Annotated in this window: 10 protein-coding genes; 5 read left to right on the top strand and 5 right to left on the bottom strand. The window is 61.6% G+C overall.

Annotation, left to right across the window (positions count from 1 at the left end; genetic code table 11):
• Positions 1–41 precede the first annotated feature (41 nt).
• The 3 genes from CH294_RS07625 to CH294_RS07615 are packed head-to-tail and all read right to left on the bottom strand — an operon-like array spanning position 42 to position 3,866.
• Positions 42–1,313: a glucarate dehydratase family protein gene (locus CH294_RS07625; RefSeq protein WP_094737520.1), complete on the bottom strand. Its 1,272-nt coding sequence runs from the start codon at positions 1,311–1,313 to the stop codon at positions 42–44.
• The gene (locus CH294_RS07620) at positions 1,310–2,236 is read right to left on the bottom strand and encodes a 5-dehydro-4-deoxyglucarate dehydratase (protein WP_094703150.1); all 927 of its coding nucleotides are present in this window, start codon (positions 2,234–2,236) and stop codon (positions 1,310–1,312) included. The genes CH294_RS07625 and CH294_RS07620 overlap by 4 nt, the downstream gene beginning before the upstream one ends.
• Before the next feature lie 31 nt (positions 2,237–2,267).
• Positions 2,268–3,866, bottom strand: coding sequence for an aldehyde dehydrogenase (NADP(+)) (locus tag CH294_RS07615; protein WP_094737519.1), 1,599 nt, complete (start codon positions 3,864–3,866; stop codon positions 2,268–2,270).
• A 342-nt stretch (positions 3,867–4,208) separates the two neighbouring features.
• Here CH294_RS07615 and CH294_RS07610 point away from each other — a divergent pair, with 342 nt between their 5' ends.
• From CH294_RS07610 to CH294_RS07595, 4 genes are all read left to right on the top strand, one after another.
• A complete protein-coding gene (locus CH294_RS07610; protein ID WP_094737518.1) occupies positions 4,209–5,552 on the top strand; it encodes an MFS transporter in 1,344 nt (447 codons plus the stop codon).
• A 32-nt stretch (positions 5,553–5,584) separates the two neighbouring features.
• Positions 5,585–6,931, top strand: coding sequence for an enolase C-terminal domain-like protein (locus tag CH294_RS07605; RefSeq protein WP_094737517.1), 1,347 nt, complete (start codon positions 5,585–5,587; stop codon positions 6,929–6,931).
• Between the two features lie 14 nt (positions 6,932–6,945).
• Complete coding sequence (locus CH294_RS07600) at positions 6,946–7,899, top strand: 2-hydroxyacid dehydrogenase (RefSeq protein ID WP_170944633.1); 954 nt, start codon at positions 6,946–6,948, stop codon at positions 7,897–7,899.
• A 72-nt stretch (positions 7,900–7,971) separates the two neighbouring features.
• Positions 7,972–9,171, top strand: coding sequence for a mandelate racemase/muconate lactonizing enzyme family protein (locus CH294_RS07595; RefSeq protein ID WP_094737516.1), 1,200 nt, complete (start codon positions 7,972–7,974; stop codon positions 9,169–9,171).
• A 76-nt stretch (positions 9,172–9,247) separates the two neighbouring features.
• On the opposite strand, the gene CH294_RS07590 is transcribed toward CH294_RS07595, so the two are convergent.
• Both CH294_RS07590 and CH294_RS07585 read right to left on the bottom strand, forming a co-directional pair.
• The gene (locus CH294_RS07590) at positions 9,248–10,063 is read right to left on the bottom strand and encodes an IclR family transcriptional regulator (protein WP_230592631.1); all 816 of its coding nucleotides are present in this window, start codon (positions 10,061–10,063) and stop codon (positions 9,248–9,250) included.
• 454 nt (positions 10,064–10,517) lie between these two features.
• Positions 10,518–13,355, bottom strand: a complete 2,838-nt coding sequence (locus CH294_RS07585; protein WP_094737514.1) for a toll/interleukin-1 receptor domain-containing protein — start codon at positions 13,353–13,355, stop codon at positions 10,518–10,520.
• 386 nt (positions 13,356–13,741) lie between these two features.
• On the opposite strand from CH294_RS07585, the gene CH294_RS07580 reads away from it, so the two are divergent.
• Positions 13,742–16,195 (top strand): hypothetical protein, encoded by a 2,454-nt coding sequence (locus CH294_RS07580; protein ID WP_141216470.1) that lies wholly within the window; start codon positions 13,742–13,744, stop codon positions 16,193–16,195.
• Positions 16,196–16,201: the final 6 nt, after the last annotated feature.

Raw genomic sequence — 16,201 nt, 5'->3', positions numbered from 1 at the left:
CCTCTCGCACGGATCCCCACGACCCGCAGCGAGCTTAGCCCCTACCAGCGCGGGGAGGTGTTCTCGAAGCTCGAATCGATGCTCTGCATGTATCCGGTGTCGTCGCGGTCGCGAATGCCGCAGTCGAGGTACTGCTGATGCAGCGCCGCGAGCGCGTCCTCGTCGATCTCGACGCCGAGGCCGGGCCCGGTGGGAACTGCCACCGCGCCGTCGACGAAGTTCAACACTCCTGGAACGACGACGTCCTCGTGCTTCCACGGCCAGTGCGTATCGCAGGCGTAGGTCAGGTTCGGTGTTGCGGCGGCGAGGTGAACCATTGCGGCCAGGCTGATGCCGAGGTGGCTGTTCGAGTGCATCGACAGTCCCAGCTCGAACGTCTCACAGATTCCTGCGAGCAACCTCGAGCGCTGCAGGCCACCCCAGTAGTGGTGATCCGACAACACCACCTGCACCGAGTCCTTCACCACGGCAGGCTTCAGATGATCGAACGCGACGACGCACATGTTGGTCGCCAGAGGCATCTTCGCCTCGCGCGCGACCTCGGCCATCCCGTCGAGTCCGGGTGTCGGGTCCTCGAGATACTCGACGATGCCGTCGAGCTCGGCGGCGACTCGGATGGACGTGTCGACAGTCCACGCGGCGTTGGGGTCGAGCCGCAACGGCAGGTCCGGGAACGCCTCACGGAGCGCCTTGATTCCGGCGATCTCTTCATCGGGCGGAAAGACTCCGCCCTTGACCTTGATGGCCTCGAAGCCGTACTCGTCGATCATCTTTCGGGCCTGTCGTACCAGACCGGCCGGGTCGATTGCCTCGCCCCACTCGTCCGGCTGTGCGCCGGGATGCGCTGCCCACTTGTAGAACAGGTATGCACTGAACGGAACCGAGTCCCGAACTTTGCCGCCGAGTAGATCGGACACCGGCCGACCGAGCACTTTGCCCTGCACGTCCAGGCAGGCGATCTCGAACGGCGAGAATACGCGGTCGGTGGTACTGGCCGTGGTGATCATTCCGGCGACACCGTCGCCACCGGTGATCGACAGCATTCCCAGCGCGGAGTCGATGGCATCTCGAATCTCGTTGAGTGCGAACACGTCCAAGCCGGTGATGGCCTGAGCTGCCGCATCGAGTCGAGCGAGATGAGCGGTGTCGGCGTAGGTCTCACCGAGGCCGACGATGCCGGCCTCGGTGTCCAGCTGAATGATCGCGCGCAGTGCGTAGGGCTGATGCACGCCGACGGTGTTGAGCAAAGGAGGGTCGACAAAGGCGATCGGAGTGATTCGAGCGCCGGTGATCAGGACCGGATCCTGCATCAGTGCACCGCGAGCTCGTCTGCCAGCACGGCCCGGCCGGCGGCAACGATTGCGGTGAGTTCCTCGAGATGCGGTGCGCTGATGTCCACCAGAGGCGGGCGAACGGGCCCTGCCTCGATGCCCTCCATCGTCACGCCGGCCTTGATGAGGGAGACGGCGTAACCGGGCACCTTGTCGCGCAAGCGCACCAACGGGTGGAAGAACTCGCGAAGCAGTGCGGCAGTGAGCTTCTCGTTACCACTGTCGAGTGACCGGTAGAACGCCAGCGCCAGTTCGGGTGCGAAGGCGAATGTCGCAGAGGAGTACAGCGTGACACCGATCGCTCGGTACGCCTGCTGGGAAACCTCGGCGGTGGGCAGGCCGTTGAAGAACTGGAAGGGCTTGCCCGACGGCTCGAGTGCATCCAGCACCGCGCGGACGATGCGGCCGACCTGATCGAGATCGCCTGTGCCGTCCTTGAATCCGACGACGGTGGGCAGCTGTGCAACCTCGACGGCCGAGTCCTCGGTGAAGCGGGCATTGCCGCGGTTGTAGACGATCAACGGCAGATCCGACGCGGCGGCAACGGCCCTGGTGTAGTTGACGAGACCGGCCTGCGGCATCGTCACCAGGTACGGCGGCAACAGCAGGATGCCATCGGCTCCGTTGCTCTTCGCGCTCGCCGCGAACGCCTTTGCCTGGGCGACGGATCCGCCTGCGCCGGCGTACACCGGCACACGGCCTGCGACGACGTCGACTGCCGTGCGCACGATCTTGCCGAACTCCTCGCCTTCGAGGGCATGGAATTCACCTGTGCCGCAAGCGATGAATACTCCACCGGGTCCGGCGTCGACACCCTTCGCGATGTGAGCAGCCAGCAGGTCGTAATCGACCTCACCGGAGGCGGTGAACGGGGTGACAGGGAAGAACAGGACTCCGTCGAGCATGGTGGTCTCCTCGAGAACTAGGTGGGGTGAGTCAGTCTTGGGTGAGCTGGCCGTCGATGCGGCGGAAGATGCCGTCCGGGTTGCCATCGGCAATTGCAGTGGGCAGCAGTGATGTCGGAACGTCCTGGTAAGAAACGGGACGTAGGAAGCGCTCGATGGCGAGAGATCCGACCGAGGTGGTGCGGGAGTTGGAGGTGGCGGGGAAAGGGCCGCCGTGGACCATTGCGTGGCCCACCTCGACGCCCGTCGGCCATCCGTCGAACAGGATGCGGCCGGCCTTGAGCTCGAGAACCGAGAGGAGCTTGCCTGCCTCGGTGTGATCCGACTCGTCGGCGTGAATCGTGGCGGTGAGCTGACCTTCGAGCAGCGCGGCGACGTCGCGAACCTGCTGCGCGTCGGTGCACCGAACGATGAGACTCGACGCGCCGAACACCTCGGTCTGCGCCGCCTCGGACGTGAGGAACGTATCGGCATCGGTCTCGAACAATGCTGCGCGGCAGGCGTTCGGGGCCTGGGTGTCGGTACCGCGGGCAAGTTCGGTCACGACGCCACTCAGTGCGTCGACGCCCTCGCCGTAGCTCGCGGCGATGTTCGGGGTGAGCATCGTGGTGGGGGCGGATTCCGATACCGCTGTCGTCGCTGCCTCGGTGAAGGACTGCAGTCCGGGCCCGTCGACGGCGATGACGAGACCGGGGTTGGTGCAGAACTGGCCCGAGCCCATCGTCAGCGATGCGACGAAGGCGCGGCCGAGCTCGGCTCCGCGGGTGGCGAGAGCGCCGTCCATGACGAACACCGGGTTGATGGAACTCATCTCGGCGTACACCGGGATCGGCTCACGCCGACCGGCTGCGGCGGCGACGAGAGCAGTTCCACCCGAACGTGATCCGGTGAAGCCGACGGCCTTGATGCGAGGGTCGGTCACCAGAGCGGTGCCGAGTCCACGGCCGGAGCCGAAGAGCAGAGAGAATGTGCCCGAGGGCATTCCGGTGGAAGCGACGGCGTCGGCGATCGCGCGACCGACCAGTTCGGACGTTCCCGGATGAGCATCGTGGGCCTTAACCACAACGGGGCATCCGGCCGCGAGAGCGGAAGCGGTGTCGCCGCCTGCGACGGAAAAAGCGAGTGGGAAGTTGCTGGCCCCGAACACTGCAACCGGGCCCAGCGGAATCTGCCGCTGGCGGATGTCGGCGCGGGGGAGTGGCGTGCGATCGGGCTGGGACGGATCGATGCGGGCACCGTTCCAACTACCCTCGCGCAGAACCGAAGCGAACAAGCGGAGCTGCCCGGTGGTGCGACCGACCTCGCCGGTGATGCGGGCCAACGGAAGTCCGGACTCGGCGACGGTGCGCTCGATCAGCGTGTCGCCGAGAGCTGCGATGTTGTCGGCGATGGTTTCGAGAAACTGTGCACGGGTCTCCGAGGAGGTGGCACGGTAATCGGCGAATGCTTCGGCCGCTGCGGCACAAGCCTTCTCGACGTCGGTATTGTCGCCGTGACCGTAGGCGGGTTCGAGGTTCGCGCCGGTGCTGGGGTCGATTCCGTGAATCTGCGTGCCGCCACCGAAGACCGGGACGCCGGCGATGATCATCCGGCCGGTGAGGTGGGTGGACTGTGTCGTCGACGCTGTCATGGGGTGACTCCTAGGGCTGTGGTGCGGTGCGTGCGCTGACGCCAGGGCGTGACCTGGCTCATAGGTCACCACGCTAGAAGGCTGATCGATACATGTCCAAGTCTAAAAAAGTCGTATTTGATTCAGTCTCGGTATCGATCTTGCTGCCAGGCGCGATGAGCACCGACTGCAGTTGCCGATACCTCTACTGCATCGGTCGATGCGTAGATGGTCTTGGACATGCATCGATCCGGAGTCCTACTGTTTCATGTGAGCCCAATCACTGGGTCGATCCATGCCTGTGCCGGTCACACTCGCGCATCGGTAGCGGGAAACCGCTCGAGCCACAGAACGGAGCGATCGATGTCGATCACTCTCCCGCCGACGCCGGCAGTCGATTCTGCCGTCGCGAAGATATTCCGGCGAGTCGTGCCCTTGTTCATCATCATGCTGATCTGCAATCAGCTGAACCGATCGAACATCGGCTACGCCCGCGAATACCTCGAAGCCGACGTCGGTATCGGAGCTGCGGCATACGGATTCGGTGCCGGCGTGTTCTTCATCGCGTACGCGCTCTTCGAGCTTCCGAGCAACGTGATGATGGAGAAGTTCGGTGCCAAGATCTGGCTGACCCGCATCATGGTCAGTTGGGGCACCATCTCGTTCGCCATGGCCTTCGTCAACGGTCCCGAGATGTTCTACATCCTGCGGTTCCTGCTCGGAGCGGCCGAGGCCGGATTCTTCCCGGCCATCATCTTCTACTTCGCCAAGTGGTTGCCCAACAGCCACCGCGGCCGTGCCACCGCGTTGTTCGTCGCAGGGTCGTCGGTGGCCGCGGCGATCTCCGGCCCACTGTCGGGTCCGCTGCTTTCTCTCGACGGACTCTTCGGGGCCCGAGGCTGGCAGTACCTGTTCGGCATCGAGGGCCTGCTGTCCGTTGTCGTCGGCACCATCGCCTACTTCCTCATCGACTCGCACGTCAAGGATGCGAAGTGGCTGACCGACGAGGAGAAGCACGATCTGAACGCTGCCATTGCCGTCGAGGAAGCAGAGAAGGCACGTACCTCCGGCATTGGCGACGGCAGGTCGCGCTGGAAGATGTTGCTCGATCCCAAGCTGCTGCTGTTCATCTGGATCTACTTCGCAATCCAGCTCTCGATCTACGCCAACACATTCTGGCTCCCGTCCATCGTCCGACGGATCGACGGAACCAACGACATCACCGTCGGCTTGCTCTCGTCGCTGCCATGGATCTGCGCCGTGTTCGCCATGTACTACATGTCCAAGATCGGCGACCGCACCGGAAACCGTCGACCACTGTTAATCATCGCTCTGCTCACCGCTGCAGTCGGCACACTGTTGGCCGCCGTCGCGACGCCGTGGATCGCGCTGATCTTCCTGTGCATCGCTGCCATGGGATTCAAGAGCGCGAGCCCGCTGTTCTGGTCCTTCCCGCAGTCCACTCTGCATCCGATGGTGCTTGCCGCCGCCATCGCCGTCATCAACTCGGTGGGCAACCTCGGCGGCTTCGTCGCACCGTTCGGATTCGGATTGATCCAGGAGGCCACCGGTTCGGTGACCTGGGGACTGTATGCGCTGGCCGGTGCATCCGCACTGGCTGCGCTGTCGGTCCTACTCATCAAGAAGCCGCGCGGGGTGGTGGCCGATACCGAGGGCAGCGTCGAACCCGTCACCCTGACCAAATAGCATCCGATACCACCGGCCGAGAGGGTCCGATCATGAACTCCCAGAACAGCACCCCCGTCGTCACCGAGATGCGCGTGATTCCGATTGCGGGCCACGACGACATGCTGCTCAACCTCAGTGGAGCCCACGCCCCGTATTTCACCCGCAATCTGGTGGTGCTCACCGACTCGGACGGGCGCACCGGCGTCGGCGAAGTGCCGGGCGGAGAGGCGATTCGGCAGACTCTCGAGGATGCTCGTTCGCTCGTCGAGGGTCAGAGTATCGGCCGCTACAACGCTGTGCTGGCCGAGATGCGTCGCGCGTTCGCCGATCGTGATGCCGGGGGACGCGGAGCGCAGACCTTCGATCTGCGGGTCGCGATCCATGCGGTGACCGCGGTGGAATCGGCGTTGCTCGATCTGTTGGGTCAACACCTCGGGGTCAGCGTCGCAGCGCTGTTGGGAGAAGGTCAGCAGCGTGACAAGGTCCAAGCTCTGGGCTATCTGTTCTTCGTGGCCGATCGGAACAAGACCGATCTCGCGTACCGCAGCGCAGCCGACGAGGCAGCCGGAGCCGACGACTGGATGCGCATCAGGCACGAGGAAGCGATGGATCCCGAGTCGATCGTGCGCCTCGCCGAGGCAGCCCAGGCGCGGTACGGGTTCCAGGACTTCAAGCTCAAAGGTGGTGCGCTGCCCGCGGCCGAGGAGGCTGCTGCGGTGCGCGCGCTGGCCGAGCGATTCCCCGAGGCTCGAATCACGTTGGATCCCAACGGTGGATGGCTTCTGAAGGACGCGATCGACACCTGCCGTGGCCTGCGTGACGTGCTGGCCTATGCCGAGGACCCCGTCGGACCGGAGGGTGGATTCTCGGGCCGCGAAGTGATGACCGAATTCAAGCGCGCCACCGGATTGCAGACCGCCACGAACATGATCGCCACCGACTGGCGCGAGATGGGCCACACCATCCGATCCGGTGCGGTGGACATCCCACTCGCCGACCCGCACTTCTGGACGATGGCTGGTTCCGTCCGCGTAGCGCAGCTGTGCGATGCGTGGGGTCTGACGTGGGGTTCGCACTCCAACAACCACTTCGACGTTTCACTGGCCATGTTCACCCACGTCGCCGCGGCCGCTCCAGGGACGATCACTGCCATCGATACGCACTGGATCTGGCAGGACGGACAGCGAGTGACCAAGGAGCCGTTCACGATCGAGGATGGCTACCTCACCGTGCCCGACAAGCCAGGCCTGGGTGTCGAACTCGACTTCGAGCAGATCGATGCGGCGCACGAGTTGTACCAGAAGGAAGGTCTCGGTTCGCGCGACGACGCCATCGGCATGCAGTATCTCATCGAGGGTTGGACGTTCGACAGCAAGCGGCCGGCCCTGGTTCGATGAGTTCTGGTCCGCTGGTGAAGATCGTCGTCGGCGACCGAAACGTGCTGCCCCATCGGGAGCAGTTCGAGGCGGGCCTGCCCGCCGACGTCGAGGTGATCTGGTGCGTGCCGTTCGACGAGACTCGGGTCATCGCCGAACTCGCCGACGCAGACGTCTACGTCGGTGGCAAGTTCAGTGCGGCCATGGGTGCCGCAGCGCCGAAATTGCGTATGGTCCACGTCGCGGGTGCCGGAACGGACAACGTCGATCGCTCCGGACTGGGCCCCGATGTGCAGGTGTGCAACACCTTTCATCACGAGCAGTCGATCGCGGAATACGTCGTGGCTGCGACCGTGATGCTGCGCCGTAAGTTTCTGGAGCAGGACCGCGCACTTCGCTCCGGAGTGTTCGCCACCGCCGTCTACGACCCGACCATCGCGCAACCGTTGTCGCTGAGTGGTGCCCGCATCGGATTCGTCGGCTTCGGGCACATCGGCAGGCGAACGTGGCAGCTGTTCCGGGCATACGGCGCAGTGGGCGCTGCGGTCACCGGAAGCGGGCGGGCTCCGGACGAGGGGCTCGAATGGGTCTCGGGGACAGATGATCTGGGATCACTGGTCGATTTCGCCGACGTCCTGGTGGTCTCCGCACCCCTGAACGAGCGAACGCGCGGCATGATCGGTGCCGAGGAACTCAGCAGGCTCGGCAGCGACGGGGTACTCGTCAACGTCGGTCGTGGGCCATTGGTACAGGAGCAGCCACTGTTCGACGCCCTGTCTCGCAACGAGATTGCCGCAGCCGCGATCGACGTCTGGTACCGCTACCCCGGGCCGGACGGCGTGGGAGAGCCGAGTGTGTTGCCGTTTCGCGATCTCGACAACGTGCTGATGACCCCACACTCGTCCGGCGTCACGCATCACACGTTCGTGGGCAGGGTTGCCGATATTGCATCCAACATCGATGCACTGGCGGCATCGATCGGCCGATAAATGGTGTTGGACGTGCATTGTTCGTCGAAATAGGCTGTTAAGCAACATAATCGACGATTTGAGGAGTCACAGATGACCATCGGCACTGACACACCGACCAGCGGACTCTCTGCCCCGGATGCTGCGATCACGGCGCTTGCTCCCGGTGCGGCGACCATCGACCGCATCGTCGAGGTGACACTGTCCTCGATCGTGTTGCCGCTGAAGAATCCGATCAGCGACGCCAAGGTGCTCACCGGTCGGCAGAAGGCGATGACCGAGGTGGTGTTCCTGTTCGCCGAAATTCGCACCGAACAGGGCCATGAGGGAATCGGATTCGGGTACTCCAAGCGTGCGGGCGGGCCGGCCCAATTTGCGCATGCCCAGGAAATCGCTCCGGTACTCATCGGCGAGGACCCGAACGACATCGGCAAGATCTGGACCAAGCTGGTGTGGGCCGGAGCCTCGGTGGGCCGCAGTGGTGTTGCGACGCAGGCGATTGCGGCGATCGACATCGCGCTGTGGGATCTCAAGGCCAAGCGTGCCGGGTTGCCACTGGCCAAGCTGATCGGCTCGGCGCGTGACTCGGTGCAGACGTACAACACCTCCGGCGGATTTCTGCACACTCCGATCGAAGAGGTCATGGAGAATGCCGCCATCTCCCTCGCAAACGGAATCGGTGGCATCAAACTGAAGGTGGGTCAGCCGGATTGGCGCACCGACATCGCCCGCGTCACCGCGGTGCGCGAGTTTCTCGGCGACGACGTTCCGCTGATGGTCGACGCCAATCAGCAATGGGATCGGCCCACGGCGCAGCGTATGGGCCGCATTCTCGAACAGTTCGATCTCGTGTGGATCGAGGAGCCCCTCGACGCCTATGATGCAGAGGGTCATGCGCAGCTCGCTCGCAGCCTCGACACCTCCATCGCGACGGGCGAGATGTTGGCCAGCGTCGGCGAGCACGTCCGCCTCATCGAGGCCGGTTCGGTGGACATCCTGCAGCCCGACGCTCCCCGCATCGGCGGAATCACGCAGTTCCTGAAATTGGCGACGTTGGCCGAGCACCACAATCTGCAGCTCGCCCCGCATTTCGCCATGGAGATCCACCTGCACCTCGCGGCGGTGTATCCCCTGCAGACGTGGGTGGAGCACTTCGACTGGCTGGACCCGCTGTTCAACGAGCACCTCGAGACCCGAGACGGACGCATGCATCTGTCCGCTCGCCCGGGATTGGGCTTCACGTTGAGCGAGCAGGGTCGTGCCTGGACCGTCGCGAAGGCTGTGGTGCGCTGACCTGGAGCGCTGACGCGCAGGTGAGCGGAAACTCGACCCCTGCTACGAAGTTTCGCTCACATGCCGCGAAGCGGCTCTACCGCACTCCCTCGGCCCGAAGCTCTCGGGCCCAGGCGGCGGCGTGGTCGGTGAGCACCCCGGCGATTCGTTCGAGTTCGCCCGGGTACGAGGCGACTTCCGCGGGCATCGAGACGCTGAGCGCATCGGTGGCCGGGATCCGATAGGGCACGACGGTCGCTATGCAGACCACGCCGGCGGTGCCCTGCTCCTGTTCCAACGACCAACCGCGACGGCGAACCTGGCCGAGTTCGGCGATGAGGGCATCACGATCGACGATGGTGTTCTCGGTGTACCGCTCGAGTTTCTTCGGCAGCAGCTGTGTCACCTCGTCGGTCGTGAGTTCGGCGAGCAATGCCTGGCCGAGGGCAGTGACGTGGCATGGCAGCTTGCGTCCGACGCGGTGCATGCGCCGCACCTCGAGCTTGGAACCGCGGCTGGCGAGGTAGATGACGCAGTCCTCGTCGCGTCGGGCGAAGTGGACGGTGTGCCGGACGTCCGAGCGCAGCGTTTCCAGTACTGCCGCCGCTCGACCGACGACGGAATCCTTGTCGAGGTAGGACGTGCCGGTGAGCAATGCATGTGTGCCGATGCCGTACCGCGAGCCGGACTCGTCGGCCTCGATCCAGCGCAGGTCCTTGAGCGTCCTCAGCAAGGCGTGCAGACTCGATCGGGGATACCCGCACGCCTCCTGCAGTTCGCCGAGGCTCATGCGCGTGGGGGATGCGGCCAGCGTCTCGAGGATGTGGATCGTGCGTTCCGCGGATTTGACCGGCTGGCTCTCGGATACTGCAGCAGCCGCGACATCGTTCACCATGGAGACAGTGTCCCTCATGATGAACGATGCTTCATGCGCGGACACGGATTCTGACCGACCGATGCAAGCCTCGGGCCTTCACACCGATCGGTTGGTGCCGCGCACCCTGTCCGTCCATGCCACCGGGGCTCGCGTCATGTCGCATGCCGGAGCGATAACGTTCCTTAGGACCGGAACCCATACGACTCGAAAGCCACCCTCTCGGACAGTGGAATCGAGCCCCACCGATCGACACCTGCCGCCGCGCGTGATCGACGTGAACGCGGTCGGAAACCGAGATCTCAAACTGATCAGGCCAACACTTCAACAGGAAGAATGAACGGGGCTAGCGCGACGCATACCCAAAGCCAAAAGCGCCGACGAGACCAGTGAACGGCGCTTCGCGAATATGAGGTCCGCTGGATTGGCTTCACGCGCTCACGTCCTACACTCACGGCTAGTCGTGGCGGCAAAATCGGGCGGTGACGATTAATCAGCAAACAAATGCGTCAGGCCGATCCGTCCCAGTAACCTCGGTCCACTCTCGATCGGTCAAGCTTCTCCCGGAGGGCTCACAGGCTGCGCGTATCCAATTTTCCGGGTCCAGGTTGAGTGACACAAGGGCACCGTCCGGATATTCAGGGTTATCGAAAGTGGAAGCCAAGACTAGAAGCATTCTCCCATCCCCAGAAAAGCTGATCTGCGGCTTGGAATCAGAATTCTTTGGAAGCTCCAGATTCTTGATGATCGTTCCATCGAGTGACTGCACAGAAACCGAGCCGTTAGCTTCGTAATGAGCTATATATTCCGCTCCTGGAGCGACAGCAACCCAATTCCCAATCCCGGCATTACTGGGAATAGCGGACAGAACTTGACTGGCGTCTTCATTCCAAATCTCCACGTCGCCGTTCGTGTGCAATGCACGCAGTAGGCCATGGTCGAATTCTAGTCCTTCGTAGCTAGTCACGACACCATCGCCCAATGCGAGTTCTTGTGATTCGCCGCTCGCCAAGTCGTGTAACTTCCAGTCGCTCGAATCAATATTACCGACTACCTTGCTGCCATCCGCCGAGAAGGTTACGTTTTCGAGCGACAAATCCTGCTTGGAGACATACTCGCCGTTCCCGCCGTTCAATCGGTAGACCGTCCCTCGGTAGTAAAAGGACAACTGATCATTCTGCGCATTGTAGTGGAAAGATATTGGTACCGAGCTAGACTCGTCTATATCGACGTAGTCTGCATTCCACTCCACTTTCGGAACTGACGACGCTGCCGGGACAATTCCAATTCGGCGATCCCTAACGTTCAACACGAAGTATTCATCATCATTCTTCCATCCCAGGAATCGGTATACGGTCGAGTAGTCATCCCGCGGAACGATAAATGCATCGCCCGTGGCTGTTTTTGTACTCACCAATCCACTCAGGTCATCGTCTGTTACCGAGAATTCCCCGTTTGGGCTCACGCCGAGTTTTACCGGACCGCATGCCGTACATGCCGATGTCGCGATGGCATTGTGACTTCGTACTATTCCTCCATCGCGGTCGAGATCCCATAACGATACAGACTGCCCGCTCGCAGAAATAAGACGCCGATCGCTCAAGAAACGAAGCGTACCCCAGATCACTGGAGGATTGCCGATCAGCACTGCTTCTTCTGTGGAAGCCCCGGAATCGTCCGCTACTGTGGATACCGATATTTGGCCAGCGTTCGAGACCGCGAGCAGGCTACCGTTCGGGCTCAACGCAATTGCTTCCGATCGCAGAGTTGCTTCTCCCCCGGAGAGCAGGCCGAATTCACCCACAGATGCATCACTGGCCCTGAATATGGGGAACCGACCGGAACTGGCATCGGGAAGCACGAGGGTTGACCCATCTCGACTGAGATCACCCTGAAGGTAGCGCGGTCTTCCGCTTGCTCCGTATGATGATGAAACAAGATGGAAGTCCTCGGTCGTCCGAGTCTCCAAGTTCCCTGTCTCCTCTATCCCGAGCCAGGCTGAAACTGTGTAGTCGTCTGCCATCGTTATGGCGACCGTTGGTTGAGGAAAGTTTCCGCTGTGTACAATGTAACCATTGGCGTTGTCAATAATGTAGACCTGCGCTCGTCCGTAAAACGAGGAGCCAGTCGGGTCGTCTTCTGTGATAGACATCGCCGTAAAATTGCCAGTCGGCGAAACCGCAAGCGCAACCTGGTAGATGCTCGTATCCATTTCAGGTCGCTCGAACTTCAGCTCGACTCCGTCTTTCCAAATCTGGGTTGTTTCGGGCGACGATGCCGCGACTACCTTGCCGTTTTCGCTCATGGCGATCGCAGAGACTGTCGTACCGATATCGGCCAGCGAAGAACGTGAACGTGTCGTGGTGTCCCATACCAAGACCTGCCCGGAGGCCGTGCCCGCAGTTAACTTCAGGCCGTCACTGGATCCCCCGGTGACGGTAATCCGGTCGTCCGCATGGAAGTTGCCCACCAAGAGGGGCGATGACGACGCAGTGCCGAGAAGGGCAGCGCGAGATTGATCGTCCGCATGGAGTCGGTAGGCCTCAACCGCATACAACCTGGCACTTTCGATATCGGTTGCGGCCTCGGCCTGCGCCGTCGACGACAACAGTCGAGAGGTGGCAACTCGCAACTGCGATTCTGCGTTCCGCGCTTGAGCGATCGCGACAACACCCGCAACGACCGCTACCAACAACAACGAAATCAGGACGGCGATTGATACTCTCGCTAGCAGGAGCGCTCGTCGGTGAAGTCTGACGTTCTCGCCCACCAGCCTGTCGCGATCGACACCACGGACCGTAGCCGCAATATCCGCAAGTCGTTCGTCGAATCGCGGATCGGATGGAGCGATGTCGGGTGTCTCCGAGAACCAGCGCATATCGATCCAACGCGGTTCCTCGGCGTACGCCCCATACAGTGCCCCGGGAACAGCGGTCGATAGTCGCGAAGAAAAGTCGTTGACCTGGTAATCCCAAACAACCTCTCCCTTCGCTTGAACAATCAGAATGCGATCGGCGTCGCGATTCGATCGCCACCAGTTGATTTCTTTGTTGACCCAGACGGACTCTGCAGCCTCTGGCGATGCCAAGATTACGAACCAGTCGGCCTGACGTAGCGCATCCTCGATGGTGGACCAAAGTTGCGTGTTCGCGGACATACTCGCGTCGTCTCTGAACACACGCATGGCTCGTAGGCGGTACCAGGGCTTCGCGAAACGCTCCAACCCAGTTTGCAGGGAGGTAGCTAGGTCTTTGGAGGCTGACCGAGAGTAAGAGATGAACGCTTTATATTTCTCGACGCCAGTTTCTGGGCGCTCGTCCACCAGACTCATTGCACTCCTACATGTACCCGCAAAGATCGATCTCAGATTCTCCCATGCCGGCCAGGCTCAGCGAAATACGTCGTTCGAACGACTGCAGAGCCGGCGCGATTGTTGCCGCGGGTGGTCAGATACAGAGAGGTGGATCGCTGGCGAGCAGCGGACCTAGGATGCGCACACCGAAAGAGCCGAAAAGACTCAGGCTTCGAAGTCCGCTTGACAGCGTGGTCAAACCATTGGCTTGGGGCTTGATCTCACATCGCCTCTCGCTGGGTTGTCCTTCGTTCGAATGTTCTTCAAACCTAGACGGAAGATCTGGGGCCCGATCTGCCGACCACCCGGAATTGGTATGCGATGGAGAATGCTCTGAGGCCCTTCGCGGCCAGAATTTGATATCCATGGCTTACATTGTTGCGGTGATCAATGTCGGAACAGAGCCTCGCAATGCGAAAATGGGTCGTTCGCAACGCGCCGAGTCTCTGGCACTCACTGTCATTTACGTACTCGGCGCTACATACCTCTCGACTGTGGTCTATCTTTGCGTGCTCGCGCTGTACCCGTCTGTTCGTGACGGCGTACCACCGTGGTTGACGTGGTTTGGTGAGCCAGGGTCGGCGCTGTCAATACTCAGTGTGCTCACCCCACCCGCACTGATGTTCGTACTTGCCCCGCTGGCAGGACGACGTCCGTTTACAGGTGCGCCTGTGGTGGTGTTGGCCGCAATGGCGACGTCCGCACTGGTACTCGGCCTTTGCTCATACATGTTTCATAACGGTGACCAAACACCATTCTTCGCTCCATTGGCGTGGACACTCGGTTTGTTCGTAGGTAACGACGACGCGCATCTAGGCAACAGCGTGCCCGTCGCGCTCGAACTCGGTCGCCTTCTGGCGATCGGGACGACGCTCACGACAGCTCTTGCGGCCACGCTGACGCTGTTCCGCTCACAGTTGGACCGAATAGCGATCTGGCGGGCAAAGTCTCTCACGGTCGTTGTCGGAATCGATGACGAAACGGTCTCGATGGTCAGCGCTATTGCTCGGCGCAAAGCCTCGAAGGAGACTCTGGTCATCATCACGGCCAACCCAGACCAGCTAGCAGTCACCTCTGCGCGTGACCTCGGTGCCCGAATTCGGGTGGCGGCTATCAACAGCCCGTCAGCGCTCACTAGTCTGCACATGTGGAGGCGGTTGCGCCGTCTCTATCTGCTCTCGGAGGATCCCGTGCAGAACGAAATGAGATTGGGCGCTATCGACGTCGCGCTGGATGCTCTCGGCGACAATCGATTCAGAATTCCTTTGACTGTGCGAGTCGACGACCCCTGGCAGGCCGAGGTGTGGCGTCGAAGCTTCTTCGAGGCTCGCGAAGCAGTTGAGTCGACGGAGGGCGAGAACAAGCGGTGGGTGGCAGACGCAGTGGGTCGATACGAAATCACTGCAGCAAAGATAGCCCGCCATTTGACCACGAAACGCATACGTGCTCAGGCCGAACGTCCGGCGAAAACTGTCCTTTTGTGCGGGCTCTCCCCGCTGACATACGCATTGACATCGGAGTTCGCACAGCTAGCCAGAGAAAACAGCGTCTATGCGAAGCCCCACGTCGACCTTCCTTCAGCCCTGACGATCGTCGCTCGCGGTGCACACGGCTTCGTCCGAGATCACCAAGTTCGTCAGAATCGAATTGCGCCAGGCCAGACCACGCTGTCTGTCTCTGCACTTGATGCCGATGGTTCAGCAGAGACCATCATCGCGATTCTGGCCGAGAATGATCCCTCGGACTACGCAGTAGTACTGGCCGACAGTGCTTTCGCCACGGCGGGAACGCGGTTAGCGGCCAACTTCCCAACACTACGAATCTATCAGGCATCTTCATCGACGGCGGCTCTCCCAGAATCCACTATTGTCGGTCGGTTGTACCCGTTCCCCATCAACATGGATCTCGCCAGCAGTGCTCCGCAGGACGTCTGGGAGAGAGCAGCCGAACTGATTCATGAGCACTACAGCGCCGAGACCGACCGCGACACATGGAGCACTGAAGAATGGGCGCACCTCGACCCGTTTCTTCAGCAATCAAACAGACGGCAGGTCGTCAATACACTCTGGCTTGTAGAGAAAGTAGGTCAGCACACATGGAATACCATTGAGCGTACAGATTCTGAAGCTCCAATTTCACTGGATGGTTTAGATCTGGCAGGGAAATTTGGAGCCCTGGGGTTCGATGCAAGAACCGTTGATCGGATGATTCAGCTCGAACATGATGATTGGTGCCGCTTCTACCGCGATGCGGGCTGGAAATACTCGACGATACGCAACGATGCCGACCAAAAGCACAACCGCCTCCTCGGCTGGGCCGAACTCACGCGCACGGACGGCGGGGATGAAGAGAGCCGTGAAAATAAAACTCGAGCTCAACGCAGTCTTTACAGCACATTGCTTATTCTGCGGAGCCTGGGATATCGGTCGATACCTAAACCCTGGCGTACGTATCGGCGACTCGGCGAGGTAACGGCACACGTTCTTGAGCAGCCTCGTACATGGCGTACTAGTGGGGGCGATACCTTGACTGCCGCCGCGGGCGACTGGCTGGTTACCGATGGCGATGGCAACGAGCGGTCGGTCAAGCCCGACATCTTCGCTGCCACCCACGAGAAAGTTGCGAACTCGCGCTACCGCCGGACCGGCACTCTAAGAGCGCGAAGAGCGGTCTCTGGTGAACGCATTGCGACTCTCGAGGGCGATCTGGAGGCAGTAAGCGGCGATTGGATTCTGGAGGGTGTCGCCGGGGAACAGTGGGCGGTGCCGAATGCGCGATTCGCGGCGACATACGAACTCGCACATCCGACTGACGACTGATACTGC

Origin of the sequence: Rhodococcus sp. 14-2483-1-1 (genome assembly GCF_002259335.1) — a bacterium.
In the GTDB taxonomy this organism is placed as follows: Bacteria; Actinomycetota; Actinomycetes; order Mycobacteriales; family Mycobacteriaceae; genus Rhodococcoides.
Note: the sequence above shows the minus strand (reverse complement) of the source record. Positions and strands in the feature narration are given on the sequence as shown.

Excerpts from the sequence above, each read along its gene's own strand:
- CH294_RS07620 (WP_094703150.1), bottom strand. The coding sequence starts at position 2,236 with ATGCTCGACGGAGTCCTGTTCTTCCCTGTCACCCCGTTCACCGCCTCC.
- CH294_RS07615 (WP_094737519.1), bottom strand. The coding sequence starts at position 3,866 with ATGACAGCGTCGACGACACAGTCCACCCACCTCACCGGCCGGATGATC.
- CH294_RS07610 (WP_094737518.1), top strand. The coding sequence starts at position 4,209 with ATGTCGATCACTCTCCCGCCGACGCCGGCAGTCGATTCTGCCGTCGCG.
- CH294_RS07605 (WP_094737517.1), top strand. The coding sequence starts at position 5,585 with ATGAACTCCCAGAACAGCACCCCCGTCGTCACCGAGATGCGCGTGATT.
- CH294_RS07595 (WP_094737516.1), top strand. The coding sequence starts at position 7,972 with ATGACCATCGGCACTGACACACCGACCAGCGGACTCTCTGCCCCGGAT.
- CH294_RS07590 (WP_230592631.1), bottom strand. The coding sequence starts at position 10,063 with ATGAGGGACACTGTCTCCATGGTGAACGATGTCGCGGCTGCTGCAGTA.
- CH294_RS07585 (WP_094737514.1), bottom strand. The coding sequence starts at position 13,355 with ATGAGTCTGGTGGACGAGCGCCCAGAAACTGGCGTCGAGAAATATAAA.
- CH294_RS07580 (WP_141216470.1), top strand. The coding sequence starts at position 13,742 with ATGGCTTACATTGTTGCGGTGATCAATGTCGGAACAGAGCCTCGCAAT.